This window comes from Tabrizicola aquatica, assembly GCF_002900975.1.
GTDB lineage: Bacteria > Pseudomonadota > Alphaproteobacteria > Rhodobacterales > Rhodobacteraceae > Tabrizicola > Tabrizicola aquatica.
This window is the reverse complement of sequence record NZ_PJON01000004.1, coordinates 206,752-232,179: the sequence shown is the minus strand read 5'-3', so window position 1 is coordinate 232,179 and position 25,428 is coordinate 206,752. Positions and strand designations below refer to the sequence as shown.

At 65.3% G+C, this 25,428-nt stretch carries 22 protein-coding genes; 15 read left to right on the top strand and 7 right to left on the bottom strand.

From position 1 onward, the window contains the following. Positions 1-3 precede the first annotated feature (3 nt). Complete coding sequence (locus CXR42_RS15625) at positions 4-1,101, top strand: ATP phosphoribosyltransferase regulatory subunit (protein ID WP_103258511.1); 1,098 nt, start codon at positions 4-6, stop codon at positions 1,099-1,101. Further along, on the top strand, positions 1,098-1,796 hold the full coding sequence (gene hisG / locus CXR42_RS15620) for an ATP phosphoribosyltransferase (protein WP_103258510.1): 699 nt from the start codon (positions 1,098-1,100) through the stop codon (positions 1,794-1,796). Before CXR42_RS15625 ends, hisG begins: the two co-directional genes overlap by 4 nt. Before the next feature lie 69 nt (positions 1,797-1,865). Here hisG and CXR42_RS15615 read toward each other — a convergent pair whose 3' ends face one another. Together CXR42_RS15615 and CXR42_RS15610 are read right to left on the bottom strand one after the other, a co-directional pair. Continuing rightward, complete coding sequence (locus CXR42_RS15615) at positions 1,866-2,723, bottom strand: DMT family transporter (RefSeq protein WP_103258509.1); 858 nt, start codon at positions 2,721-2,723, stop codon at positions 1,866-1,868. A gap of 141 nt (positions 2,724-2,864) precedes the next feature. Beyond that, a complete protein-coding gene (locus CXR42_RS15610; protein WP_103258638.1) occupies positions 2,865-3,296 on the bottom strand; it encodes a DUF1489 family protein in 432 nt (143 codons plus the stop codon). Between the two features lie 103 nt (positions 3,297-3,399). Between CXR42_RS15610 and CXR42_RS15605 the strand changes: the two genes are divergently transcribed. Both CXR42_RS15605 and CXR42_RS15600 read left to right on the top strand, forming a co-directional pair. Next, complete coding sequence (locus CXR42_RS15605) at positions 3,400-5,670, top strand: adenosylcobalamin-dependent ribonucleoside-diphosphate reductase (RefSeq protein ID WP_103258508.1); 2,271 nt, start codon at positions 3,400-3,402, stop codon at positions 5,668-5,670. A gap of 36 nt (positions 5,671-5,706) precedes the next feature. After that, the gene (locus tag CXR42_RS15600) at positions 5,707-6,609 is read left to right on the top strand and encodes a restriction endonuclease (protein ID WP_103258507.1); all 903 of its coding nucleotides are present in this window, start codon (positions 5,707-5,709) and stop codon (positions 6,607-6,609) included. A 45-nt stretch (positions 6,610-6,654) separates the two neighbouring features. Here CXR42_RS15600 and CXR42_RS15595 read toward each other — a convergent pair whose 3' ends face one another. Then, complete coding sequence (locus tag CXR42_RS15595) at positions 6,655-7,539, bottom strand: NAD(P)-dependent oxidoreductase (protein WP_103258506.1); 885 nt, start codon at positions 7,537-7,539, stop codon at positions 6,655-6,657. Positions 7,540-7,636: 97 nt separating this feature from the next. On the opposite strand from CXR42_RS15595, the gene CXR42_RS15590 reads away from it, so the two are divergent. Continuing rightward, the gene (locus tag CXR42_RS15590; RefSeq protein WP_103258505.1) at positions 7,637-8,626 is read left to right on the top strand and encodes an MDR family oxidoreductase; all 990 of its coding nucleotides are present in this window, start codon (positions 7,637-7,639) and stop codon (positions 8,624-8,626) included. A gap of 119 nt (positions 8,627-8,745) precedes the next feature. Here the strand turns inward: CXR42_RS15590 and CXR42_RS15585 are convergent, their stop codons facing one another. After that, on the bottom strand, positions 8,746-10,332 hold the full coding sequence (locus CXR42_RS15585; protein WP_103258504.1) for a tyrosinase family protein: 1,587 nt from the start codon (positions 10,330-10,332) through the stop codon (positions 8,746-8,748). Positions 10,333-10,802: 470 nt separating this feature from the next. Here CXR42_RS15585 and rpsD point away from each other — a divergent pair, with 470 nt between their 5' ends. The 6 genes from rpsD to CXR42_RS15555 all read left to right on the top strand — a co-directional run bounded on the left by rpsD (position 10,803) and on the right by CXR42_RS15555 (position 16,651). Further along, positions 10,803-11,423: a 30S ribosomal protein S4 gene (gene rpsD, locus CXR42_RS15580; RefSeq protein ID WP_103258503.1), complete on the top strand. Its 621-nt coding sequence runs from the start codon at positions 10,803-10,805 to the stop codon at positions 11,421-11,423. 90 nt (positions 11,424-11,513) lie between these two features. Next, positions 11,514-12,047, top strand: a complete 534-nt coding sequence (locus CXR42_RS15575) for a TIGR00645 family protein (RefSeq protein WP_103258502.1) — start codon at positions 11,514-11,516, stop codon at positions 12,045-12,047. 10 nt (positions 12,048-12,057) lie between these two features. Continuing rightward, on the top strand, positions 12,058-13,473 hold the full coding sequence (locus CXR42_RS15570; RefSeq protein WP_103258501.1) for a homospermidine synthase: 1,416 nt from the start codon (positions 12,058-12,060) through the stop codon (positions 13,471-13,473). A gap of 312 nt (positions 13,474-13,785) precedes the next feature. After that, positions 13,786-14,871 carry a histidinol-phosphate transaminase gene (gene hisC, locus CXR42_RS15565; RefSeq protein WP_103258500.1) on the top strand — a complete coding sequence of 362 codons (1,086 nt, stop codon included), beginning with the start codon at positions 13,786-13,788 and terminating at the stop codon, positions 14,869-14,871. Beyond that, entirely contained in the window at positions 14,868-15,788 is a 921-nt protein-coding gene (locus tag CXR42_RS15560; protein ID WP_103258499.1) for a prephenate/arogenate dehydrogenase family protein, read from the top strand. The genes hisC and CXR42_RS15560 overlap by 4 nt, the downstream gene beginning before the upstream one ends. A 5-nt stretch (positions 15,789-15,793) precedes the next feature. After that, on the top strand, positions 15,794-16,651 hold the full coding sequence (locus CXR42_RS15555; protein WP_146038088.1) for an extensin-like domain-containing protein: 858 nt from the start codon (positions 15,794-15,796) through the stop codon (positions 16,649-16,651). Here CXR42_RS15555 and CXR42_RS15550 read toward each other — a convergent pair. Beyond that, positions 16,648-17,670, bottom strand: coding sequence for a DUF2125 domain-containing protein (locus CXR42_RS15550; protein ID WP_103258497.1), 1,023 nt, complete (start codon positions 17,668-17,670; stop codon positions 16,648-16,650). The genes CXR42_RS15555 and CXR42_RS15550 overlap by 4 nt on opposite strands. A gap of 63 nt (positions 17,671-17,733) precedes the next feature. Between CXR42_RS15550 and CXR42_RS15545 the strand changes: the two genes are divergently transcribed. From CXR42_RS15545 to CXR42_RS15535, 3 genes are all read left to right on the top strand, one after another. After that, positions 17,734-18,264: a gamma-glutamylcyclotransferase gene (locus CXR42_RS15545; protein ID WP_103258496.1), complete on the top strand. Its 531-nt coding sequence runs from the start codon at positions 17,734-17,736 to the stop codon at positions 18,262-18,264. Between the two features lie 64 nt (positions 18,265-18,328). Continuing rightward, the gene (locus CXR42_RS15540; protein ID WP_103258495.1) at positions 18,329-19,492 is read left to right on the top strand and encodes a biopolymer transporter ExbB; all 1,164 of its coding nucleotides are present in this window, start codon (positions 18,329-18,331) and stop codon (positions 19,490-19,492) included. Further along, a complete protein-coding gene (locus tag CXR42_RS15535; protein WP_103258494.1) occupies positions 19,492-21,072 on the top strand; it encodes a peptidoglycan -binding protein in 1,581 nt (526 codons plus the stop codon). The genes CXR42_RS15540 and CXR42_RS15535 overlap by 1 nt, the downstream gene beginning before the upstream one ends. Positions 21,073-21,375: 303 nt before the next feature. Here CXR42_RS15535 and clpA read toward each other — a convergent pair whose 3' ends face one another. Together clpA and gloB are read right to left on the bottom strand one after the other, a co-directional pair. Continuing rightward, a complete protein-coding gene (gene clpA / locus CXR42_RS15530) occupies positions 21,376-23,694 on the bottom strand; it encodes an ATP-dependent Clp protease ATP-binding subunit ClpA (RefSeq protein WP_103258493.1) in 2,319 nt (772 codons plus the stop codon). 158 nt (positions 23,695-23,852) lie between these two features. Further along, entirely contained in the window at positions 23,853-24,611 is a 759-nt protein-coding gene (gene gloB, locus CXR42_RS15525; RefSeq protein WP_103258492.1) for a hydroxyacylglutathione hydrolase, read from the bottom strand. Positions 24,612-24,670: 59 nt separating this feature from the next. On the opposite strand from gloB, the gene CXR42_RS15520 reads away from it, so the two are divergent. Further along, the gene (locus CXR42_RS15520) at positions 24,671-25,420 is read left to right on the top strand and encodes a class I SAM-dependent methyltransferase (protein WP_103258491.1); all 750 of its coding nucleotides are present in this window, start codon (positions 24,671-24,673) and stop codon (positions 25,418-25,420) included. Positions 25,421-25,428: the final 8 nt, after the last annotated feature.

Here is a 25,428-nt window from a genome sequence, read left to right as displayed (position 1 = left end):
GGCATGACCCCCAAGGCGGCGATCCGGGCCGAAGGCGAGCGGCTGCTGGCGGCCTTCGTGCAGGCAGGGGCGGTGCCGGTCGAGGCCGACATCCTGCAACCGGCGGGCACATTGCTGGACCTCTATGGCGAGGATATCCGGGCGCGGGCCTATGTGACCGATGACCCGATCCGGGGCGAGATGATGCTGCGGCCGGATTTCACCGTGCCGGTGGTGCAGGCGCATATGGCGCATGGGGCGGAACCTGCAAGATATGCCTATCTGGGCGAGGTGTTCCGCAAGCAGATGCGCGGCTCGGGCCGTGCCAGCGAGTATTTGCAGGTCGGGTATGAGGTCTTTGACCGCGCCTCGCCCGAAGCGGCGGATGCCGAGGTCTTTGCCCTGTTCCGGGACCTGCTTTCAGGGCTGGGCCTGCGACCGGTGACCGGAGATATCGGCATCCTGATGGCGGCAGTCCGGGGGTTGGAAACCTCCGACCGGCGCAAGGCGGCGTTGCTGCGGCATGTCTGGCGGCCGGTGCGGTTCAAGGCGCTGCTTGACCGGTTCGCGGGGCGCGCGCCGGTGCCGGCGGGGCGGCTTGCGCTGCTGGAGCGCCTGAAGGCGGGGACGCCGGCGCAGCTGATCGAGGAGGCGGGGACCTTTGTCGGTCTGCGCAGCCCAGAGGAGATCGCGGCCCGGGCCGAGGCCTTGGTCGCCGATGCCGAGACGCCACCGATCAAGGCGACCGAGGCGGCGCTGCTGTACGATCTGCTGAGCCTGGAGGCCCCGGCGGCCCATGCCCTTAGCCATCTGCGCGGGATTACCCCGATGCTGCCCGCGATTGGCCCGGCGGTGGACCGTTTTGCGGTTCGGCTGGACGCGCTGGCGGCGCGCGGGGTGGATGTGGCGACACTGGCCTTCGAGGCAAGCCACGGGCGCACGGCGCTGGAGTACTACGACGGGTTCGTCTTCAGCTTCCTGGGCGACGGGATGCCTCCGGTCGCCAGCGGTGGCCGCTATGATGCGCTGACGGCGGTGCTGGGGGCGGGTGCCTTCATCCCGGCGGTGGGCGGGGTGATCCGGCCTGGTCTGGTCGCGCGGCTGAAAGGGGCGGTGGCATGATCCGGGTGGGGGTGCCGTCCAAGGGGCGGCTGATGCAGGACTGCTTTGACTGGTTCGGCGCGCGCGGCGTGGTCATGCGCCGGTCGGGATCGGACCGGGAATATTCCGGCGTGATCGAGGGTGTCGACGGTGCGGTCCCGGTGCTGCTGTCGGCCGGCGAAATCCCGCGTGAGCTGGCGGCGGGGCGGATTCATCTGGGGGTGACGGGGTCCGACCTGGTGCGCGAGCAACTTGGCGAGGATGAGGTGGCCGAGGTCGCGAAGCTGGGCTTCGGGGCGGCGGACCTTATCATCGCGGTGCCGAACGTCTGGATCGACGTCGAGACGGTGGACGACCTGGACGCTGCAGCCGCCGCGTTCCGCAAGGCGCACGGGCACCGGCTGCGGATCGCGACCAAGTATCACCGGTTGGTGCGGGATTTCCTGCAAGCGCAAGGGGTTGCAGATTACCAGCTGGTCGACAGCCAGGGTGCGACCGAAGGCACGGTGAAGAACGGCACGGCCGAGTGCATCGCGGACATCACCTCGTCAGGCGAGACGCTTCGGGCGAACCACCTGCGCATCCTGTCGGATGGGCTGATCCATTCCAGCCAGGCGGTGCTATGGGCCAGCCGGGTGGCAGAGTGGACGGCGGCGGACCGCGCGGCCTATTCGGCCTTGGCGGCGAAGCTTGGGGTTGCGGCGCGGCCGTTCTGACCCGCTCGTCGATGACTTCGTCACTCCTCGCTGCCCCCACGCGACGAGGAGACGAAGTCGAACGAGGAGCTAGCGTCGCGCCAGCATGACCCCGATGCCCGCCAGCGCCATCCCGGCCCAGGCCAGCGGTGGCATGGCTTCGCCCAGCAGCGGCCAGGCGAACAGGGCCGACAGCGGCGGGACCAGATAGAACAGGGCGGAAACGCGGGCGACCTCTCCGGCGCGGATCATCGCGAGGAGAAGGGTGATCGAGATCAGCGAATTGCCGATCACCAGATAGGCGAGGGTCGCCCAGAGCGCGGGTGTCCAGTCGGCCTGCATCCCCTCGACCGCGACGGCCAGGGGTAGGGTGAAGATCGCGCCGACGGCATACTGGATCAGGTTGGATGGCACCGGATGGGTGCTGATGCCGAAGCGCTTTTCGTACAATGTCGCGGCGGTCATGCCGATCAGGCCGCCGACTGCGGCCAGCACGCCAAGGGGCGGCTCATGCGCGACGCCCGAGCGGGCGAGGATCACGGTGACCGCTCCGCCAAGGCCAAGCGCCAGGCCGATCCAGCGCAGGCGGCTGACGGTTTCGCCGACCATCCAGGGCGCAATCAGGCTGACCAGGATGGGTTGCAGGCACACGATGATCGCCACCCCACCCGCCGAGACGCCGGATTTGAAAGCGATGTAGCACAGGCCAAAATACGCGACCTGGATCAGGAAACCGACGACCGCGATGTCCAGGGCGGCGCGGCCCTTTGGGAAAGCGGGTTTCAGGAGGGGGACGAGGGGGAGGAGGACGAGGACGGCGATCGAGTAGCGCAGCGCCAGCAGCGTGAAGGGTCCCGCGTGCTGAAGGCCGATCTTGGCGATGGCGAAGCCTGCCGACCAAAGAAGCAGGAAGATGATCGGCGCGGCGAGGAGAAGGGGGCGGGACATGCGCCGTTCATGGCCAGTTTTGCGCGCAGTTGCCAGAGCCCGGTTCGAATGGCGCCGTCGGAGCGAGGGGTTTCACACCCCTCGCGCTCCCCGTGGGATATTTGGCGAAGAGAAAGACAATTCTGATCGAACTGTCAGGGTTCAGTGCAGACCCAGTTCCGCCAGCGCCTGGGCCAGGGCGGGGGGCAGGGGATCATCCTTGCCGCGGCCCTTCGGCAGATCGCGGGGGGAGTCCTTCGGATCCAGGTAGCGCCAGCCCTGGAACGGGCGGCGGGGCGCGGCTTCGGTGCGGATGACCTCCTGGTCCAGGACCAGCGCGCAGCGGGGGATGCCGTCGCCCAGGTTCACCTCCTGCAGATCGACGACCCGTTGCCGGGCCAGAATCACGCCTTTGATGACCCAGTACAGCGATCCGCCCTCCAGCACCTCGGCCTCGCGCTTGGGCCACATGCGGGTGACGTGGATGGCTTTGCCTTCGGGCCAGTGGGACCGCTGGCTGCGTTGCCAGTCAAGAAGGTCCTCGACCGAGTCGGCGCCAACGCAGAGTTTCAGGAGATTGATCATGGAGCCAATCATAAGCCGCTTGGCGGGGGCTTCAAGTTGACCCGAGGGGGGCAGGGGCGTATCTTGGGCCCTTCGTCCACCTTATCCACAAGTTCAAGGAAGATTCGCCGTCATGTCGCGATTCCAAGCCCCCATCGCCGAAGCCATCTGGGACATGAAGTACCGCTTCAAGGAAGCGGACGGCACCCCCATCGACGGCACGGTCGAGGACAGCTGGCGGCGGATCGCGCGGGCGCTGGCGGAGGTCGAGGCGGACCCGGCCAAGTGGGAGGCCGAGTTCTACGCGGCGCTGGAGGGCTTCAAGTTCCTCCCCGCCGGGCGGATCACGGCGGGGGCGGGGACGGGGCGTTCTGTGACCCTGTTCAACTGCTTCGTCATGGGCACGATCCCCGACACGATGGAGGGCATCTTCACCGGGTTGAAAGAGGCCGCGCTGACGATGCAGCAGGGTGGTGGGATCGGCTATGACTTCTCGACCATCCGCCCGCGCGGGGCCGAGGTGAAGGGGGTGGCGGCCGATGCTTCGGGGCCGCTGTCGTTCATGGATGTCTGGGACGCGATGTGCCGCACGATCATGTCCGCGGGCAGCCGTCGCGGTGCGATGATGGCAACGATGCGCTGCGACCACCCGGATATCGAGGCCTTCATCGAGGCCAAGCGCGACCCGGCCCGGCTGCGGATGTTCAACCTTTCGGTCCTGGTCACCGACGCTTTCATGGCCGCAGTCAAGGCTGATGGCCCGTGGGAACTGGTCTTCGGCGGCAAGGTCTACCGCACGGTCGAGGCCCGCGATCTGTGGAACAAGATCATGCGGTCGACCTTCGACTATGCCGAGCCGGGGGTGATCTTCATCGACCGCATCAATGCGATGAACAACCTTGGCTATGTCGAGACCATCGCCGCCACCAACCCCTGCGGCGAGCAGCCGCTGCCGCCTTACGGTGCCTGCCTCCTTGGGTCGATCAACCTGCCGACGCTGGTGCTCAGGGCCTTCGAGGCCGGGTCCGCGATGGACATGCAGGCGCTGGACCATCTGGTCCGCGTTGCCGTCCGCGCGATGGACAATGTGGTCGACGCCTCGCGCTTCCCATTGCCCGAACAGCAGGCCGAGGCGAAGGCCAAGCGGCGGATCGGCCTTGGTGTCACCGGCCTTGCCGATGCCCTCCTCATGGTCGGCCTGCGCTATGGGTCGGCTGATGCCGCCTGCATGACCGAAGTCTGGATGAAGGCAATTGCGCGGGCGGCCTACCTTGCCAGCGTGGACCTCGCCAAGGAAAAGGGCGCGTTTCCTTTGTTCGACGCCCAAGGCTACCTTGCCAGCGGAAACATGCAGCAAATGGATGCCGACGTCCGCGAGGCCATCGCCCAGCACGGCATCCGCAACGCCCTTCTGACCTCTGTCGCACCCACGGGGACGATCTCGCTATATGCCGGGAACGTCAGTTCGGGGATCGAGCCGGTCTTCGCCTATGCCTACACCCGCAAGGTCCTGCAGAAGGACGGCTCCCGCACCGAGGAAGAGGTCGTCGACTACGCCGTCCGCCTCTGGCGCGAAAAGCACGGCGATGCGCCGCTGCCCGACCATTTCGTCAACGCCCAGACCCTGCCGCCCCTGGACCACGTCCGCATGCAGGCGGCGGCGCAGAAGTGGGTGGATTCCTCGATATCCAAGACGATCAACTGCCCCGAGGACATCAGCTTTGACGCCTTCAAAGAGGTCTACATGGCCGCCTGGGATCAGGGCTGCAAAGGCTGCACGACCTACCGTCCGAATGACGTGACAGGGTCGGTGCTGACCGTCAGCGAAAAGCAGACCGCCCCCGTGGCCTCGCAGCCGGTGACGGGGGGCGAGGTGGTGTATCTGTCGGACCCGCTGGACCGGCCTGCAGCACTTGAAGGCCAGACCTACAAGGTCAAATGGCCGGGGTCGGAACACGCGCTTTACATCACCATCAACGACATCGTCATCGCCGGCCACCGCCGGCCGTTCGAGGTCTTCATCAACTCCAAGAACATGGAGCATTTCGCCTGGACCGTGGCCCTGACCCGGATGATCAGTGCGGTGTTCCGGCGGGGCGGGGATATTTCCTTCGTGGTCGAGGAATTGAAAGCCGTCTTCGACCCCCGCGGCGGGGCCTGGATGGAGGGGCGCTACATCCCCTCGATCCTCGCCGCCATCGGCGGAGTGATCGAACGCCACCTGATCGACATCGGCTTCATCGAGGGCGAGGGGCTGGGCCTGAAATCCGACCCCAAGGCCGAGGTGATGCGGGTCGGAGAGGCTCCACGCGGCAAGGCCTGCCCGTCCTGCGGCAGCTATGACCTGCGGATGGTGGAGGGGTGCCTGACCTGTGGGTCGTGTGGGCATTCGAAGTGTGGGTGAGGAAGAACTCTGAAATACCTTTTGGAGAGTTGTTAATTGTCGGACTTTCGCGATCTTGAGACGCTAGTAGCCAGTATTCAACGACAGTTGGCGCCGAATGCCAAGGTCCTCCACAACCAATACTTACTCGGAAGAAAGTCCGGGCGGAAACGGCAGATTGACGTTTTGGTTCGCGATAGAATTGGTCAGTATGAGATTCAAATTGTTATTGACTGTAAGGATTACAAGAATCCAGCCGACGTGAAGTCTGTAGAGGAGTTCTACGGGCTTCTCGATGATGTTGGCGCACAGAAAGGTGTTTTAGTTTGCCCTGCGGGCTTCACCGGCACTGCTAAAATACGTGCAGAAGGGCTGCAGATTGATCTATATAGCCCGGTAGACACCGATCCGCACAAGTGGACTGCTAGGGCAAAGGTACCTGCAATCTGCGACTTTAGACGTGCTGCCCTGAGTTTTGGTCTTTCGGTGAGCGTACCGCTACCATTCACACTACCCTACGATTTTCAGTTCGCAAATCAGGTCTTCAACAAAGATGGGGAAGCACTGGGTACACCCTTTGAGATATTGATTGAAAAGTGGAATAATGGTGATTTACCGATCGAACCCGGCGATCACGATAAAGTTCGTGTTTTTGGGGACTCTCCTCACTTGGACAACGGCCATGGCAGGAAGGTACCAGTTGATCTTTGGGGCAGTCTTAGAGTTCGTAACGATATTTTTTATGGGTTGCTGCCTATCACTCGGATTTCAGGTTTTAAGGACGAGATCCGTGGTGGCGTGATCACAAATGCCTTTACTGCAGGAATTGCATCCCCAGAAGAAATAGTTGAAACTTGGACTAAAATAGAATCTGAAGCTGAGGCCCCACTATCCCCGGTATTTGGCATCCGGGGCCTTGTGGGGTGGGATAGAGATTTTCCGAACCATCAGCAGAAGTAGACCCATAAGCGAGTGAGTGCCCAGCTACGGAGAAATTCTAACTGGTCACTTCACCCCGTTCGCCCGCGCCACGAAATCCGTCAGGTGCGGCACATAGTCCTCCGGCCCCGCACCGCCCTGCGCCACGGCCCCGGCAAAGCTGTTCTTCGCAGCGCTTGCCATCGTGGTGGTGACGGTGGCGGCGTTGGCCATCGACTCCAGGTAGCGCAGGTCCTTGTAGGCGTTCGACAGGGTGAAGCGGTGGGCCTCGCGGTTGCCCTCCAGCGCGTAGCCCATGAAGGTCTGGTAAAAGCCGCAGTCCATCCGGCCGCCGCGGATCACGCTGTCGAACGTGGCGGTGGAGATGCCGACCTTGGCGGCCACGGCCAGCGCCTCGGCATAGATCGCGGCGTAGCCGAGGGAGAGGAAGTTGTTCAGAAGCTTCATCCGGTGGCCGTCGCCGACGCGGCCGATGTGGACAATCTTCCCGGCCCAGGTGGCGATGACGGGCTGGATGCGTTGGAAGGTCTCCGGGTCCGAGCCGACCATGCAGTCAAGCGTGCCCTCCCACGCCTCTTTCGGCGTGCGGCTCAAGGGGGCGTCGGCGAAGTGGATGCCGCGTGAGCCAAGGTCGGTGGCAAGGCGTTCGGTGACGGTGGGGTCGGAGGTGGAGCAGTCGACGATCACCGTGCCGGGCTTGAGGTACGGGGTCATCCGTGCCACGGCCTCGGCGACCTGCGGTGAGCCGGGGAGGGTGAGGAAGATGATCGTCGCGCGGGCGGCGAGGTCTTCGATGGTCGCCTCGGTTGCGCCCCTTGTAAGCAGGTCATCGACGGGCGCGCGGTTGCGGTGGGCGGTGACGGTCAGGGGGTAGCCCTTCGTCACGATGTTCTTCGCCATGCCGTGGCCCATCAGGCCGGTGCCGATGAAGCCGATGTGTTCCTGGGTCATTGGGGTCTCCTTTGCGGGCAGAGTGCGGCAGGGCGCGCGGGTTGACAATCCGGCTTCCTAAGGGACGACTTGGGGGAAGCAAAATGGGAGACCGAAGATGTTCCGCGCACTGGTTCTGGAGAAGGAAGGCGATGCAGCCGTGGCCCGGGTGCGGGAGCTGGACGACAGCGCGCTGCCGGCGGGGGATGTGACGGTCGCGGTCGAGTATTCGACGCTGAATTACAAGGACGGGCTGGCGTTGTCGCCGAACGGGGGCGGTATCGTGCGGAGCTGGCCGCATGTCGGCGGGATCGACTTTGCGGGAACTGTCGAGGCGTCATCGGATGGTCGGTATCGGCAGGGCGACAAGGTGGTGCTGACTGGCTGGCGGGTGGGGGAGGTCCACTGGGGCGGGTACGCCCAGAAGGCGCGGGTCAAGGCGGACTGGCTGGTGCCGCTGCCTGCGGGGCTGACGACGCGGCAGGCGATGGCGGTGGGGACGGCCGGTTTCACGGCGATGCTGGCGGTGATGGCGCTGGAGGAGCATGGGCTGACGCCGGAGAAGGGCGAGGTGCTGGTGACGGGCGCGGCGGGGGGCGTCGGGTCAGTGGCGGTCGCCTTGCTGGCTGGTCTTGGCTATCAGGTCGCGGCGGTGACGGGGCGGGCGGAGACGGAGGGGTATCTGCGCGACCTTGGGGCGGCCCGGATCGTGCCGCGGGAGGAGCTGGCCGAGACGGTGAAGCGGCCCATGGAGAGCGAGACCTGGGCGGGCTGTGTGGATGCCGTCGGGGGGGCGATGCTGGCGCGGGTGCTGGGGCAGCTGAAATACGGCGGCTCGGTCGCGGCGGTGGGGCTGGCGGGGGGGGCGAACCTTCCGGCCAGCGTGATCCCGTTCCTGCTGCGGGGGGTGAACCTGCTGGGCATCGACTCGGTCAACGCCCCCTATGAGCGGCGGGTGGCGGCCTGGGGGCGGCTGGTCCGCGACCTGCCGATGGAAAAGCTGGAGGCGATGGTGCGGCCGGCGGGGCTGGCGGACCTGCCCGCGCTGGGGGCGGCGATCCTGAAGGGGGGCGTGCAGGGCCGGGTGGTGGTGGACGTGAACGCCTGAGGCCTGTCCACGGTGGACAAAATGGGATATATAAGTTATTTCAATGGCTTGATCGCGGGCGTTAGGGATTTGTTAAGGGGGGCGGGATGGTGGTCTTTAGGCCCCGCCCCCCTTTCAATCTAGCGGATTTCCACCTTGAAGGGGACTTCGCCGGCGCTGTCCGTGGCCCGCAACTGGCCTGCAGAAACCATCGCTGGAGCTTTGTCGCCTAGCACACCTTTGCGTGTGTGGATCGCCACCTTGATATTGGCATCACCGAGACTTGCGGTCGGCACGTGGAAACTGCTGCTGACCCGCAGTTTGGTCTGGCAATTCGCGCAACCTGTGACGTTCCATCGGCTGAGGACGGGCTCTGCCCCAATAAGGCGGTGCTCGCCGTCGACCTCGGCATAAACGGCGACGATGAACGAGCCCGAGATCTTGGTTCGGTCGATATGGCTGACCAGAATCTGTGTCGTTGGGGTGTCTCCAACGGCCAAAGTGGCAAGGGGCGCATTGGCAAAATGGTCGAGCGATCCAGGTCCGTAGGTGTACCCAAGCTGCCCCTCGATATCGACGCAATCCCTGCTGTCGAAGTATGCGCCGTCTGATTTTTGGAACGGAACAAGAGGTGTCAGCATTGACAGCTGGTCGCCCGGATTGGCACCGGCGGGCGGCTGGTTCCCCGCGTAAGATGCGCCCGGATCGTCACTGTCAATCGTCAGTGCCTGGGTGGCATTATGACGCCGCTGCCATGTCCAGAACGCATAATCGATGAAGCAGTGGTGAAAGTAGAAGATCGGATCAAGCCCGGCCGTGTCATTCTCGCCCATGTCGCCATTCGCGCCCGTGATCGGCGACGCGTCGTAATTCGGAATGTCAAATCCGCCGACGGCAAGATGCATGTAATTGTGAGGGGATTCGAGCGGGACGACCGGCTGATCCTTGTTGGCATTGTTCCAGGCCGTCGCCGAGGTGGTATTCGAGAACAGCGTATACGTTGGAGCATCCATGCAGTCGGAGAACTTCTTGATGACCAGGCCGCGCGTCACACCGCCCGTCACGACCGGCAGTTTCAGCCAGGCCATGATGTTGTCGTCAAGAATCGAGACGTTCTTGGCATAGTTGGGAAATTTCGCGTTATGCGCCTGGGTTGTTGCCCTGTCGGCTTCGGTTCCGACAAGCCCTGACAATGGGTAACGCACGGTCTCATATCCCGCAGGCTTGCTGTAATTGGGAGAGTTGGGATCGGTGCCCGAATCCTCGGCGACATTGTCGACGATTGCCGTTGGCAACACGAATGACCGCAGGGGGTTGTCGATCAGGACGCCATCCAGCATGAATTTTTCATCCGTCAGGGCGCGGGGAATACCCTTTGTCTTAGAGTCCTCGCTGCACTCATCCCAGAAAGGCAGCATGACGGTTTCGCAACCCGGAATGCTTTGAAGCGCCTTTTCCAGCTTGTGAAGGTAGACGCGGTGCCAGGTCGGAAACAGAACGGTGCCATGCTGGCAGTATCCACCCCACCAGGCATTCGTCTTGGCACCCGGTCCGCGAAACGGCTCGCCATGGAAACCGCCAAGCTTGAAGAAAGAATTAGAGTCGCTGATGGGAAGTTCCTTGATACCCTTCCACGCGCGCATCAGCGTTTCAAGTTCGGCCGTTTCGCCCCGATCATAGTCGGCCTGTATATCGCTAATGGATCGGCGCTTCCGGGGCGGATTCATGGTCTGATCTCCAAGGTTTCAGGTTGCATCATCAACAAGGCAGGCAGTAAAAAAGGGCGGGCTTGCACCGAAATCCCATCCTGCGCAAATGTCAGGCATTCTTAACGTGATTTCAGTGATGGCAGGCTTTTACTTGCTAACATCGCCTTTTGCGAAAGTAAAGTAATGCAGATGCAAGCTTTGGTTTATGGCGCAACCTGAACGGGAAGTGTGCAGCCCCAGGATTACCGGGTATGATTGGCGGGTGGTCCGGGAAGTCCGGGCAGGCTGCGACCTGCGGGGATGCGCCGCAGCATCCTTGCCTTGGCGGCAGGCGCTGTTGACTCCCCCGGTGTGTCCTCTATAAGCCCGCCAGTCCCGGAAGCGATTCCGGGGCTTTTCATTGGTGTTGGTGGCCCCCGCAAGGGGATGCCTGTCGGACCGCAAGGTCAAAGGACAACGCCCTTCGCAACGCAAGAAGGAGATCAGCGGTGACCAAACGCACCTCTGCCAAGTACAAGATCGACCGCCGCATGGGCGAAAACATCTGGGGCCGTCCGAAGTCCCCGGTGAACAAGCGCGAATATGGCCCCGGCCAGCACGGCCAGCGCCGCAAGAACAAGCTGTCGGACTTCGGTACGCAGCTGCGCGCCAAGCAGAAGCTGAAGGGCTATTACGGCGACCTGACCGAAAAGCAGTTCCGCAAGATCTATGGCGAAGCCGAGCGTGTGCGCGGCGACACCGGCGAGATGCTGATCGGCCTGCTGGAGCGCCGGCTGGATGCGGTGGTCTACCGCGCCAAGCTGGTCCCGACCATCTTCGCCGCCCGCCAGTTCGTGAACCACGGCCATGTGACCGTGAACGGCAAGCGCGTGAACATCGCGTCCTACCGCGTGTCGGAAGGCGACGTGATTGAAGTGCGCGAGAAGTCCAAGCAGATGGCCCTGGTTCTGGAAGCCCTGTCGCTGACCGAGCGCGACATCCCGGATTACCTGGAAGTCGACACCAACAAGAAGGTCGTCAAGTTCGTCCGCACCCCCGGCCTGGGCGACGTTCCCTATCCGGTGCAGATGGAACCGAACCTGGTCGTCGAATACTACGCAAAGAACTAAGACTGCCCCCAGTTCTTTCGATCAGAAACGGCAGAGAGGGGCCCGCCACATCCGGCGGGCCTTTTCCGTTTCCAGCCCCGGAGTGTGTTCATGTCCGAGAAGTACTCTGTCGAGACGTCTTTCGAGAAAGGCCTCTTCGCCAGCCGCTGGCTGATGGCGCCGATGTATCTTGGCCTGGCGGTCGCGCTGGCGATGCTGACGCTGATCTTCCTCAAGGAACTGGTCTACTATCTGCCGCAGGTTCTGGAGTTGTCCGCGGAAAAGATGATCCTGGTGGCGCTGACGCTGATCGATCTGACGTTGGCGGCTAACCTGCTGCTGATCGTGATGTTTTCCGGCTATGAAAGTTTTGTCTCGAAGTTCGACTTCGACACGGGCGCGGACAAGCCGGGCTGGATGGGCAAGGTCGACTTCGGCGGGCTGAAGATGAAGCTGATCGCGTCGATCGTGGCGATTTCCGGCATCCATCTGTTGAAGCGGTTCATGGAGATCAGCGACCTGGAGACCGCGACCACCTTCGGCGAGACCGAGATGTTCTGGCTGGTGACGATCCATCTGACCTTCGTGGTTTCGGGCGTGCTGATGGCGCTGATGGATTGGCTGCAGGCCAGGTCCTACAAGTGAGGAGAAAGCGATGACCAACTCCGTCCATGCCCGCATCAACGGGTCGCTGGTGATGATCGGCTTCGGCTCGATCGGGCGCGGCACCTTGCCGTTGATCGAGCGGCACATCGATTTCGACCGGTCTCGGTTCACGGTGATCGAGCCGTCGGCTGATCATGCGCATATCCTGCGCGATCACGGGATCCGGCACCTGCAGGTGGCGCTGACGCCGGACAATTTCGCCGATGTGCTGCGCAGCCTGTTCCCGGTGGGCGGGGGGATGATCGTCAACCTGTCGGTGGACGTGGATTCGGTGGAACTGATGAAGCTGGCCCAGGAGATGGGGGTCCAGTACATCGACACGGTGGTCGAGCCCTGGCCGGGGTTCTACTTCGGCTCCACGCTGCCGAACGCGGACCGGACCAACTATCCGCTCCGGGAACGGGTGCGCGAGTTGGGCAAGTCCTATGTCGGTGGCCCGACGGCGGTGTCGTGCTGTGGCGCGAACCCGGGCATGGTCAGCTGGCTGCTGAAAGAGGCGCTGCTGCGGCTGGCGGCGGATACCGGCGTGCAGGCCGATCCGAAGTCGCGCGCGGACTGGGCGGCGCTGATGCAGGGCCTGGGGGTCAAGGGCATCCATGTCGCCGAGCGCGACACCCAGGTTTCGGCCAAGCCGAAACCGCCGGGGGTCTTTGTAAACACCTGGTCGGTGGATGGGCTGTTGTCCGAAGGCTATCAGCCCGCCGAACTGGGCTGGGGCACGCATGAAAAGAAGCTGCCGCCGCAAGGTCATGCCTTCGACCACGGGCCGGGCTATGCGATCTGGATCGACCGGCCCGGCGCGGATACCCGGGTGCGGTCCTGGTGCCCCGGTGTCGGGCCGCAATACGGCTTTGTCGTCACCCATAACGAGGCGCTGTCGATCCCGGATTACTATACGGTCTGGGACGGGGACCGCGCGGCCTATCGCCCGACCTGCCATTACGCCTATCACCCCTGCAATGATGCGATCCTGTCGCTGCACGAAATCAACGGCGCAGGAAAACTGCCCGAGGCGCAGCATATCCTGACCGTGGACGAAATCACCTCGGGCGGGGATGACCTGGGCGTGCTGCTGTATGGTCACGCCAAGGGCGCGATGTGGTACGGCTCGCGCCTTTCGTGCGAGGAAGCGCGGCGCCTGGCGCCCTATCAGAACGCGACGGGGATGCAGGTGACCAGTGCGGTGCTGGCAGCAATGGTCTGGGCGGCCGAGAACCCGAACGAAGGTTTCGTGGAAGCCGACGAGATGGACCACGTCCGCTGCCTGGAGGTCCAGCGCCCCTACCTTGGGTCGGTCGAGTGCCACTACACCGACTGGACGCCCTTGCAGAGCCGCATCAACAGCTTTGCCGAGGACCGGGACGAGGACGATCCCTGGCAGTTCACCAACTTCCTGGCGGTCTGACCGAGGCCTTTCAAAAGGAGCGCGTTCCGCGCAGGTTTCTTGTCTCGTCGTCGGGGCTTGCGCCCTCCTCCTCGGTGCCTCCGGCGGGGATATTTCCAGACAGAAAATGCCCAAACTCATTTTCTGTCCCCCAAATATCCTGGGGGTTTGGGGGTGAAACCCCCATCAGCCGAGGAGGAGGGCGCAAGCCCCGACGACGAGACAAAAGACTTGCGCGGAACGCGCGCTATCTGACAAGCGGTGGTCCGGGTGGAAGGCTCTGGCCTTGTGCGCCGGGGCCGGGTAAATGGGGCGGGACTTCCGGGGGCCAGGATGAACGACCAGATCAAGCCGCAGCCAGGCATTCTTGACATCGCTCTGTATGAGGGCGGCAAGGCGCATGTGGCCGGTGTGGCCAATGTGGTGAAGCTGTCGTCGAACGAAAACCCGTTCGGCCCCTCGGACAGGGCGAAAGAGGCCTTCTCGCGCACCGTCCACACGCTGCACCGCTATCCGGTCACCGATCACGCCGACCTGCGCGCGGCGATTGCCGAGGTGCATGGGCTGGACGCATCCCGCATCATCTGCGGCGCGGGGTCGGATGAGATCATCACGTTCCTCTGCCAGGCCTATGCCGGGCCGCGCGATGAGGTGGTGTTCACCGAGCATGGATTCCTGATGTACCGCATCTCGTCCATGGCTGTCGGTGCGACGCCGGTCGAGGTGGCCGAACGCGAGCGGACGGCGGATGTGGACGCGATCCTTGCGGCCTGCAACCGGCGCACGAAGCTGGTGTTCCTGGCCAATCCGAACAATCCGACCGGCACGATGGTCTCGGCCGCCGAGATTGCGCGGCTGGCCGAGAACCTGCCGCCGCAGGCGCTGCTGGTCCTGGATGGGGCCTATGCCGAATATGTCGAAGGCTATGACGGCGGGGCCGCGCTGGTCGATGCGCGCGACAATGTGGTGATGACGCGGACTTTCTCGAAGGTCTATGGGTTGGGGGGCCTGCGGATCGGTTGGGGCTATGGTCCGAAGCACGTCATCGACGTGCTGAACCGCATCCGGGGGCCGTTCAACCTGTCCACCACGCAGCTGGAGGCCGCCGAGGCCGCCGTGCGCGACCAGGATTTCGTGGCCAAGTGCCGCACGGAAAACACCCGGATGCGGTCCTGGCTGGCCAATGCCTTGGCTGAGATCGGCGTGCCGTCGGACACCTCGATGGCGAATTTCATCCTGGCGCGGTTCGCCAGCCAGGAAGAGGCCGAGGCCTGTGACGCCTTCCTGCAGAAGCAGGGCCTGATCGTGCGCCGGGTGGCGGGTTACAAGTTGCCGCACTGCCTGCGCATCACCATCGGTGACGAGGCGAGCTGCCGCCAGGTCGCCCATGCGGTGGCGCAGTTCAAGGGGGTCAAATGATCTACGGCCGCGTCGCCCTGATCGGCCTGGGGCTGATCGCGTCCTCGATGGCGCATGCGATGCGGGCGGGCGGGTTGGCCGGTGAGATCGTGGGCTACGCCAAGTCTGCCGAGACGCGGGCGGTGGCGAAAGAGCTGTTCTGCGACCGGGTCTGCGACACGGCGGCCGAAGCGGTGGCGGGGGCCGATCTGGTGGTGCTGGCCGTGCCGGTGGGCGCGATGGGGGCGATTGCGGCCGAGATCGGGCCGCATCTGAAGCCGGGGGCGACGGTCACGGATGTCGGCTCGGTCAAGCAGGCGGTGGTCGATGCCGTGGCGCCGCATTTGCCGGCCGGCGTGCATTTCATCCCCGGTCACCCGATGGCGGGGACGGAATATTCCGGGCCGCGCTCGGGGTTTGCGACGCTGTATCAGAACCGCTGGTGGCTGCTGACTCCGGCCGAGGAGTGCGATGCGCAGGCCCTGGCCCGGCTGCGCCAGCTGATCGAGGCGATGGGGGCCAAGGTCGACACGATGGACGTGGCGCACCATGACCTGGTGGTCGCGGTGGTCAGCCATGTGCCGCATGCGATTGCCTATACGATGGTGGGCGTGGCCGACCACATGCGCCGCGTTTCGCAGTCCGAGGTCATCAAGTATTCCGCCGCCGGCTTCCGCGACTTTACCCGGATCGCGGCCAGCGACCCAACCATGTGGCGCGACGTGTTCCTGACCAACAAGGACGCTGTGCTGGATATCCTGGGCCGCTTTGCCGAAGAGCTGTTCGTCCTGCAACGCGCGATCCGCATGGGGGATGGTGAGCATCTGCACGCCTATTTCACCCGCACCCGCGCGATTCGTCGCGGGATCATCGAGGCCGGGCAGGACACTGCCGCGCCGGACTTTGGCCGGGCGCCTCCGCCCGCGAAAGAGGGCTAGGGCTGGTGCGGCGCGCGCTGATTCTGTTGTTGTGCTTGGCCGGGCCTGCCCTGGCCGAGGCGCCCAAGACCTCGCCCCGGCCGCTGCCGAATCCGCTGACCGCCGTCGCGCCTGCGCCCCAGCCAACTGTCGTGGCCGAGGTTGCGCCGGTCGAGGCTGCTGTGGAGGTTCCCGCAGGGCGGTCATTGCGCCCCATGCCCAGGCCCGAGGCGCTGGTCCGCCGGATGGCCGAGTTGAAGGCCGCGTCGCAGGAAAGCGGGTTGGACTTGTCCTCGGTCGCCGCGCCCGAGCCCGAACTGGCCGCGGCAGAGCCGCCGACCCGCAAGGAACGCCGGAAGAAAAAGCGCGAACTGGCGTCGATGGAGGGCGCTGTCTGTGGGGTGGCCGCAATCAAGGGCGAGCCGATCGCGCCGATTTCATCCAAGGTCCGGGGCTGTGGCGTTGCCGAGGCGGTGCGGGTGACCTCGATCTCGGGCGTGCGGCTAAGCCAGGCGGCGACGGTGGATTGCAGCATCGCCAAAAGCCTGAACGCCTGGGTCGACGAGGTGGCGCAACCGGCGTTCGACGGCAAGCTGTCCGAGTTGCGGGTGGCGGCGCATTACATCTGTCGCGGCCGCAACAACGTGAAGGGCGCGAAGATCAGCGAACATGGCAAGGGCCGTGCAATCGACATCTCGGCCTTCGTGCTGACCAATGGCAAGATTTTGACCGTGCAGGACAATTACAACAAGATCCTGCGGCGGATCTACAAGGCGGCCTGCCCTTATTTCCGCACCACGCTTGGCCCCGGCTCGGACGGGTATCACGAGGACCACTTCCACTTCGACACCTCGGCGCGCAGCGGCGGGTCCTACTGCCGCTAGCCGGTGGGGCCGATCAGGAGCGGGGCCGGACCCAGGGGCAGGGGGCCAAGCGAGACGCGCCCCCCTTCCAGGATCAGCGGCAGTTGCAACAGGTTAGGGTCGCCGGTTTCCTGCGCCAAGGCGGCCAGCATGTTTTCCACCGTCTGTGCGATTTCCGGCTTGATCGCCCCGGCCGCGACCAGGGCCGGGACCAGACGCTGGTAGTTCGTCACCGCAAAGTCGATGCGGCCCGCGGCAAAGCCTTCGTCATCCGGGGCAATCGCCCCGGTCGCGGTGATGGAAAGGTCGCCCCAGGCCACCAGGCTGTCGGTCAGGTCCAGCGTCGCCAGGCGGGGGTTGGTCTGACCCGAGAACCGGTCAAGCGGCGCGGTCAGGGTGGCCGTCGCCACCAAGCGGACCGTGGCGATCTGCGGCGGCAGGCCGGCTTCGGCGACGATCTTCTGGATTGCGGCGGGATCGGGGGCCAGGTCGGTCAGGGTCAGTGACAGGACATAGGTGTTCGGCGCATCGCCGGCGCCCGGCACCTCTTCATCCGCGCTGATCGAGGCGACGGCGCGGGCCGCCCCGGCGGTCCAGCCGGCGGTGGACCGGGCCTGGAACGCCCCACTTTCCACGACCACTGCCGCCAGCGGCACATCGGTCGCGGGCCGGGCGCGGACGCTGGCCAAAAGCCCCTCGGCCGCCAGGGTGACCGCCTGGTCGGGCAGGGTCACCACCTGTTCGGGCGGCAGGGCGGCGATGATGTGCCAGGGTTTCCAGGTCATGGCATAGACCTCGGCGAAGGGGGCCTGCCAGCCGATCCCCTGCGCCGGGTCGCGCAACGAAACCCCGGTCAGCTTCAGGTCGAAGCGGTTGGGAAAGCCGACCACGTCCAGCGACGCTGTCTCGGCCTCCAGCCCCTGCGATGCAGCCTGGGCGAACCAGTCCTCGGCCCCCTGGCGGATGGCGTTCGACCCCACGAACCAGTAGCCCGACCATAGGGCCGACCCCACCAGCAGAAGGACAAGCAGTTTGCGCATCCGGCAGCCCTTTTCTTTGCCCGCAGCCCCGTGTTTACAGGGCGGCAGGGACAAGGACCAGCCATGCAGCAACCACTTTGGGTCTTCGGCTATGGATCGCTGATCTGGGACCCCGGTTTTCCGGTGGCGGAACGCCGGATCGGCCGGGTCGCGGGCTGGCACCGCAGCTTCTGCATGCGCTCGATCCACCATCGCGGCACGGTCGAGCAGCCGGGCCTGGTCCTGGCACTGGATGCGGCACCGGGCGCAAGCTGCCAGGGCGTTGCCTTCCGGGTGGAACCGGGGGCCGAGGGCGCGACGCTGGCGGCGCTGCGCGAGCGGGAGCTTGTCTCCTCGGCCTATCTGGAGCGGGTGCTGACCGTCACGACCGACGCCGGCGCGGTGCAGGCGCTGACCTATGTGATCGACCCCGACCATGTGCAGTACTGCGGCGGCCTGTCCCTGGATGAACAGGCGCGCATCATCGCCGGGGCGACGGGCGGGCGCGGGCCGAACCGGGATTACCTGTGGTCCACCGTCGCCCATCTGGCCGAACTTGGCATCGGCGATGCGGATCTGGAGTGGCTGGCGGATCAGGTCCGCCGCCTGACCTGACCTTTTGCTTGGCAGGCGCGGCTCACCTGCTAGTCTGCCCGCAACAGCGAACCAGAGGGCAGGCATGTCCCAGACATACCAACAGGCTTCCGTCACCACGACCTTCAGCCAGCCGATCCGGGCCATCACCCAGATGCTGCTGGTCTGCCTTCTGGTCGGCGCCGGGGCCTGGGCGATCCACGGCCAGATCATCGACATCCTGCGCGCCAACACGCTTTTGAACGGGCTGATCGCCTTTGTCTTTCTGATCGGCGTGCTGACCTGCTTCTGGCAGGTCTGGATTCTGGCGCAGTCGGTCTACTGGATCGAGAATTTCGTGCGCGCCACTCCGGGGACCGAGAGCGACCGCCCCCCCCTGCTGCTGGCCCCGCTTGCCGCCCTGTTGCGAACCCGGACGGCGCGGATGTCGATCTCGGCCACCTCGTCCCGGTCGATCCAGGATTCGGTCGTCCAACGGATCGACGAAGCGCGGGACATCACGCGCTATCTGATCAATCTTCTGGTTTTCCTGGGACTTCTGGGCACCTTCTGGGGCCTGGCCACCACGGTTCCGGCCGTGGTCGAGACGATCCGCAGCCTGGCCCCGCAAGAGGGCGAATCGGGGTTGGACGTGTTCGGCAAGCTGATGGGGGGCCTGGAAAGCCAGCTTGGCGGGATGGGGACGGCGTTCTCCTCCTCGCTTCTGGGTCTGGCGGGGTCGCTGGTGCTGGGCCTTCTGGAACTGTTCGCCGGCCACGGGCAGAACCGCTTTACCCGCGAGTTGGAGGAATGGCTGTCGTCGATCACGCGGATCAGTTTCTCGGGCGAGGGGGATACGGGCGACCAATCGGCTGTGGCCTCGATGATCGACCACATGGCCCTGCAGGTCGAGCAGTTGCAGGCCATGCATGAACAGGCTGAAGCCGGCCGCGCGACCTTCGAGATGCGGATCGCGGAACTGTCGCAAAGCCTGGCGCGCCTGGGCGACCGGCAAGAGGCGGGGCCCAGTGCCGCGCTGTTGCAGCGGATCGCCGAGGGGCAGGACCGGCTGGTCGCGGCGCTGTCGGGTGAAGGGATGGGCGGCGGCGATGCGGAAAGCCGGATGCGCCTGCGGTCGATCGACGTGCAACTTCTGCGGATACTTGAGGAAATGTCGGCCGGGCGGCAGGAAAGCACCGCGGACCTGAAGGCCGACCTTGCGGCGCTGACCAATGCGGTGAAGCAGCTGGCCCGCAGCGGGGGGCGCTGATGGCCAGCTCTCGCCGCCGGGATTCCTCGCTGATCTGGCCGGGGTTCGTCGATGCGGTGACGACGCTGTTGATGGTGCTGATGTTCGTGCTGACCATCTTCACCGTCATGCAGTCGGTGCTGCGCGATCAGTTGACCACCCAAAGCACCGAACTGGACGCGCTGACCGCCCAGGTCGCCGATCTGGCCGGCGCGCTGGGGCTGGAGCGGGCGCGGGCGACCAGCCTGGAGACCGAGATTGGCGCGCTGCGCAGCAGTCTGGCGGCGGCCCAGGCCGAGGGCGAGCGTCAGGCGGGCCTGGTCGCCAGCCTGACCGCCGACCTTGCGGCGCGCGAAGGGGAACTTGCCGCCGCCTCGTCCCGGATCACGGATTTCGAGGCCCAGGTCGCCGCCCTGATCCTGGAGCGGGATGCGGCCCGGGGCGCGGTCGCGGGGCTGGAGGGCGAACGGAACCGGCTGCTGGACGAAGCCGAGGCAATGAACCTGGCGCTTGCCAAGGCGCGGGATGAGCTTGACGCGGCAGCCGAGGAAGCCCGCCTTGCCGCCGCACGGCGCGAGGCCCTGCAGGCGCTGATCGCCGACCTGCGCAACCGGGAGGCCGCCAGCGCCGCTGCTGCGGCCGAGGCGACGGCGCAGGTGAGCGAGGCCGAGGCCGCCCGTCTGGCCGACGCCGCCGCGCTGGAGGCGCTGCGCGCGCGGCTGGCGCAATCGGACACCGAGTTGACGGCGATGACCCTGGCGCTGGAAGCGGAACGCAAGCGCGCCGAAGAGACGCTGACCCTGCTGGCCGCGGCGCGGATCACGGCGGAAGCGGCGGGCGAGAAGGATGCCGCGCTGGAGGCGGCCGAGACGGCCTTGCTGGCCGAACAGGAAAAGGCGCTGTCGGCCGCGCGGGAGGTGGAGCTTCTGAACCAGCAGATCGCCGCGCTGCGGGGGCAGTTGGGCAGCCTGCAAGCCGTCCTGGATGAGGCACGCGCCAAGGACGAGGCGGCGCAGGTCCAGCTGGACAGCCTGGGCACCGAGTTGAACGCCGCCTTGGCCCAGGTTGCCGCTGAACAGCGCCGCCGGGCCGAGTTGGAGGCCGCCGAGGCCGCCCGTCTGGCCGAGGAAAACCGCGATCTGTCGCGCTTTCGGTCGGAATTCTTCGGGCAGTTGTCCACGCTGCTTCAGGACCGCGAAGGGGTGCGGGTCGTGGGGGATCGATTCGTCTTTTCCTCGGAAGTGCTGTTCAACCCCGGCTCGGCCGACCTGGCGCTGGAGGGGCGGTTGCAAATCGCAGGCGTGGTGCGGATCCTGGATGAGGTGCGGGCCGAGATCCCGGACGAGATCGACTGGATCATCCGGGTCGACGGGCACACGGACAACCTGCCGCTGTCCGGGGGTGGGGCGTTCCAGGACAACTGGGAACTGAGCCAGGCCCGGGCATTGTCGGTGGTGCGGTTCATGCAGGACGAATTGGGCTTCCCGCCGGAAAGGATGGCGGCGACGGGGTTCGGCGAGTACCGGCCAGTCGCGCTGGGCGCGGATGAGGCAGCGCGGGCACAGAACCGGCGGATCGAGTTGAAGCTGACCGAGCGGTGAGCCTGCTCCCGGTGGACAGGTGTTGGACGCCTTCCGTTTCAATCGCTTGGGCTTGGGCTTTCAGGATTTCTTGACCTTTGGCTGCGGCTCCTCGTGCGACTTCGTCTTCTCGTCGCGTGGCGAGGAGTGACGAAGTCATCGACGAGCGGGCCGGAGGGGCGCTTTCAGGGCAGCCTGGGTGGTCTTGGCCGGGCGGGGCCTCCGGCGGGGATGTTTGGGCAAAGATGAAAGGGCTTGGGTTCGGCCAGTGGGGGGCGCAAAGCGAAACCCCCGCCGTGGGGCGGGGGTTTGCAGGTCTTGCGCTTACTCGGCGGTCAGGAGCGGGGGCTTCTGGCCGGTGAGGCGCGGTTTCTGCGGTTCCTCGATGTCGAGGACGATGGCGTCGTCCTTGACGTTGACCCGCACCACGCCGCCTTTCACCAGCTTGCCGAACAGCAGCTCTTCCGCCAGGGGCTTCTTGATATGCTCCTGGATGACACGGGCCAGCGGGCGGGCGCCCATCTTGTCGTCATAGCCCTTTTCGCCCAGCCAAGTGCCGGCTTCCGGGGTCAGTTCGATGTGGACGCCGCGGTCCATAAGCTGCGCTTCCAGTTGCAGGACGAACTTTTCGACCACCTGGAAGATCACCTCCTTGCCCAGGGGCGCGAAGTTGATCACCGCATCCAGACGGTTGCGGAATTCCGGCGTGAAGGTCCGCTCGATCGCGGCGGTATCCTCACCGGTACGACGGTCGCGACCAAAGCCGATCGCGGCCTTGGCCATGTCCGAGGCCCCGGCGTTCGAGGTCATGATCAGGATCACGTTGCGGAAATCCACCGTCCGGCCGTTGTGGTCGGTCAGCTTGCCGTGGTCCATCACCTGCAAGAGGATGTTGTAGACATCCGGGTGCGCCTTTTCCATTTCGTCCAGCAGCAGGACGCAATGCGGGTGCTGGTCGATGGCATCGGTCAGCATCCCGCCCTGGTCAAACCCGACATAGCCGGGAGGCGCGCCGATCAGGCGGGAAACGGCGTGCTTTTCCATGTATTCCGACATGTCGAAGCGGATCAGTTCCACCCCCAGCGAGGAGGCAAGCTGCTTGGCCACCTCGGTCTTGCCCACACCGGTCGGCCCGGCGAAGAGATAGTTGCCGATGGGCTTTTCGGGTTCGCGCAGGCCGGCACGAGCCAGTTTGATGGCCGAGCAGAGCGCGGTGACCGCCTTGTCCTGGCCGAACACGACGCGCTTGAGGGTTTTCTCAAGATCGCGCAGGGTTTCGGCATCGTCCTTCGACACGGTTTTCGGCGGGATGCGGGCGATCTTGGCAACGACGGCCTCGATCTCTTTCACACCCAGCGATTTCCGGCGCTTCGATTCCGCCACCAGGTGCTGTGCGGCGCCGGCTTCGTCGATCACGTCGATGGCGCTGTCGGGCAGCTTGCGGTCATGGATATAGCGCGCGGCCAGTTCCACCGCCGACTTGATCGCGTCGTTGGTGTATTTCAGGTCGTGGTGTTCCTCGAAATGCGGTTTCAGACCCATGAGGATCTTGATCGCATCCGGCACCGAAGGTTCATTCACGTCGATCTTCTGGAAGCGCCGGGAAAGCGCCCGGTCCTTTTCGAAGTGCTGACGGAATTCCTTGTAGGTGGTGGACCCCATGCAGCGCAGCTTGCCGCCCTGCAGCGCGGGTTTCAGCAGGTTCGACGCATCCATCGCGCCGCCGCTGGTGGCACCAGCGCCGATGACGGTGTGAATCTCGTCGATGAAAAGGATCGCGTCGGGGTGGTCTTCAAGTTCCTTGACGACCTGCTTCAGCCGTTCCTCGAAGTCGCCGCGATAGCGGGTGCCGGCCAGAAGCGCGCCCATGTCGAGGCTGAAGATGGTCGCCTTGGACAGAACTTCGGGCGTCTCGCCGTTGACGATCTTGCGGGCCAGGCCCTCGGCGATAGCAGTCTTGCCGACGCCGGGGTCGCCCACCAGAAGCGGGTTGTTCTTGCGGCGGCGGCAGAGGACCTGGATTGCACGCTCCACCTCGGGCTCGCGGCCGATGAGGGGGTCGACGTCGCCCTTGCGGGCCTTCACGTTCAGGTCGACGCAGTATTTCGACAGCGCGGATTCCTTGGCCTCCCCAGCCTCGGCCTTGGGCGTTTCGTGCTGTTCCTCGGCCCCTTGGACGGGGCGGGCTTCGCCATAGGACGGGTCCTTCGCCACGCCATGCGCGATGAAGTTGACCGCGTCGTAGCGGGTCATGTCCTGTTCCTGCAGGAAGTAGGCGGCGTTCGATTCCCGTTCGGCGAAGATCGCGACCAGGACGTTGGCGCCGGTCACCTCGGTCCGCCCCGACGACTGGACGTGGATCGCCGCGCGCTGGATCACGCGCTGGAAGGCGGCGGTGGGGACGGCCTCACTCCCCTCGACATCGGTGACGAGGGTCGAGAGGTCGTCGTCGATGAAATCGCTGAGGGTCTTGCGCAACTCATCCAGGTCGACGGCGCAGGCCTTCATGACGCGGGCGGCATCGGGTTCGTCGATGAGCGCCAGCAGCAGGTGTTCAAGGGTTGCCAGTTCATGGCGGCGCGAATTGGCCAGGGCCAGGGCGCTGTGGATTGCCTGTTCAAGGGTTGTCGAAAACGATGGCACTTCAGTGCTCCTGTCCTGCAGGTCAGTGGGGCACGAGCGCCCACACCAACCGTGGCCTCATAAACTTAAAGTTCGGTTTTCTTGACCGCACTTCAAGCGCAATCTTCCAGATTTTGCGGTTCCGTCCGGGCGATCACGCATTTCGTGATGGCCTAAGCCTAGAACGTGTCTTTTCTGGCCCGGATTTCGGCGAACACGGCGACATCGTCGGCATCTGGCAGGCCGACCGCTGTCTTCAGCGCGGGCAAGTGGGCCCGCAGGTAGGGGTTTGTCTCAAGCTCGGTCCGCAGGGGAACCGGGACGGTGGCGCGGCCTTCGGCGCGGTGGTTCGCGACCTCGGCGATGCGAGAGATAAGCCGTGGATTGTCGGGTTCAAGGGTCGCGGCGAAACGCAGGTTCGAGGCGGTGTATTCGTGGCCCGAGCAGATCAGCGTGTCTGGGGGCAGGGCGGCAAGGCGGGCCAGGCTGGCGTGCATCTGGGCGGGGGTGCCTTCGAACAAGCGGCCGCAGCCGCCCGACATCAGGCTGTCGCCGGTGAAGGCATGGCCGGGGGCGACAAAGGCGATGTGGCCAAGCGTGTGGCCGGGGACGGGGAAGCTGTGGATGGGGTGCCCGCCAAGGGTCAGGTGCCCCTCTTCGGGCAGGGCCACGTCCAGGGGTGGCAGGCGGTGGGCATCGGCGGCGGCGCCGAACACGCGGGCGCCGGTGGCCGTCCGCAACTCGCGCACGCCGTCGATATGGTCGCCGTGGTGGTGGGTCAGCCAGATCTGCGTCAGCTTCCAGCCCTGGTCGGCCAGGGCGCGCAGGATCGGCGCGGCCTCGGGGACGTCGATGACGGCGGTCTCGCCCGAGGCGGGGTCGTGCAGGAGATAGGCATAGTTGTCGGACAGGCAGGGGATGGTGAGAAGCTGAAGCATGGTCTTTGGCCTTTCCGAAGGTATGATGGGCAGGATTGACCCAACGGGCGGCGGCCGCAATGCACCTTGATGTGCTGGATCTGAGGAATTTCTACTATCGCACCCAGTTGGGTCGGGTCGCGCAGCGGGCGATCCGGGATCAGGTGGTGCGGCTTTGGCCGCCGAAGGCGGGCGAGACGGTGGCGGGCTTCGGCTTTGCGGTGCCGCTGTTGCGCCCCTATCTGACCGAGGCGCGGCGGGTGGTGGGGCTGATGCCGGGGCCGCAGGGGGTGATGCCCTGGCCGGCGGGAATGGCGAATGTCAGCGTGCTGTGCGAGGACACGGCCTGGCCCTTGCCCACCGGGCTGGTCGACCGGCTGGTGCTGATGCATGGGCTGGAAACCTCCGAGAACCCCACGGCGGTGCTGGACGAATCCGCGCGGGTGCTGGGACCGGGGGGCCGGGCGCTGTTCATCGTGCCGAACCGGGCGGGCCTGTGGTCGCGGCGGGATGCGACGCCCTTCGGCTTTGGCCGGCCTTATTCGGTGGCCCAGCTTGAGGCGCAGTTGAAGCGGCACGGGTTCACGCCGGAACGCAGCTGCTCGGTCCTGTTCGCGCCACCCTCCGGCACGCGGTTCTGGCTGCGGTCGGCGGATTTCTGGGAGGGGTTCGGGCGGCGGATGCCCTGGCTGGCGGGCGGGGTGCTGATGGTCGAGGCGTCCAAGCAGGTCTATGCGCCGACCCAGGGCGGGCTGCGGGCGGCGGTGAAGCGGCCGCTGCGGGTGCTGGAAGGGGTGGGCAGCGCGAAACCGGCCCTGAACCGGGGGTAGGGACGGTG

Coding starts and splice junctions, on each gene's coding strand:
- CXR42_RS15625 (WP_103258511.1), top strand. CDS start 4: ATGACCCCCAAGGCGGCGATCCGGGCCGAAGGCGAGCGGCTGCTGGCG.
- hisG (WP_103258510.1), top strand. CDS start 1,098: ATGATCCGGGTGGGGGTGCCGTCCAAGGGGCGGCTGATGCAGGACTGC.
- CXR42_RS15615 (WP_103258509.1), bottom strand. CDS start 2,723: ATGTCCCGCCCCCTTCTCCTCGCCGCGCCGATCATCTTCCTGCTTCTT.
- CXR42_RS15605 (WP_103258508.1), top strand. CDS start 3,400: ATGTCGCGATTCCAAGCCCCCATCGCCGAAGCCATCTGGGACATGAAG.
- CXR42_RS15595 (WP_103258506.1), bottom strand. CDS start 7,539: ATGACCCAGGAACACATCGGCTTCATCGGCACCGGCCTGATGGGCCAC.
- CXR42_RS15590 (WP_103258505.1), top strand. CDS start 7,637: ATGTTCCGCGCACTGGTTCTGGAGAAGGAAGGCGATGCAGCCGTGGCC.
- CXR42_RS15585 (WP_103258504.1), bottom strand. CDS start 10,332: ATGAATCCGCCCCGGAAGCGCCGATCCATTAGCGATATACAGGCCGAC.
- CXR42_RS15575 (WP_103258502.1), top strand. CDS start 11,514: ATGTCCGAGAAGTACTCTGTCGAGACGTCTTTCGAGAAAGGCCTCTTC.
- CXR42_RS15570 (WP_103258501.1), top strand. CDS start 12,058: ATGACCAACTCCGTCCATGCCCGCATCAACGGGTCGCTGGTGATGATC.
- hisC (WP_103258500.1), top strand. CDS start 13,786: ATGAACGACCAGATCAAGCCGCAGCCAGGCATTCTTGACATCGCTCTG.
- CXR42_RS15560 (WP_103258499.1), top strand. CDS start 14,868: ATGATCTACGGCCGCGTCGCCCTGATCGGCCTGGGGCTGATCGCGTCC.
- CXR42_RS15550 (WP_103258497.1), bottom strand. CDS start 17,670: ATGCGCAAACTGCTTGTCCTTCTGCTGGTGGGGTCGGCCCTATGGTCG.
- CXR42_RS15545 (WP_103258496.1), top strand. CDS start 17,734: ATGCAGCAACCACTTTGGGTCTTCGGCTATGGATCGCTGATCTGGGAC.
- CXR42_RS15540 (WP_103258495.1), top strand. CDS start 18,329: ATGTCCCAGACATACCAACAGGCTTCCGTCACCACGACCTTCAGCCAG.
- CXR42_RS15535 (WP_103258494.1), top strand. CDS start 19,492: ATGGCCAGCTCTCGCCGCCGGGATTCCTCGCTGATCTGGCCGGGGTTC.
- gloB (WP_103258492.1), bottom strand. CDS start 24,611: ATGCTTCAGCTTCTCACCATCCCCTGCCTGTCCGACAACTATGCCTAT.
- CXR42_RS15520 (WP_103258491.1), top strand. CDS start 24,671: ATGCACCTTGATGTGCTGGATCTGAGGAATTTCTACTATCGCACCCAG.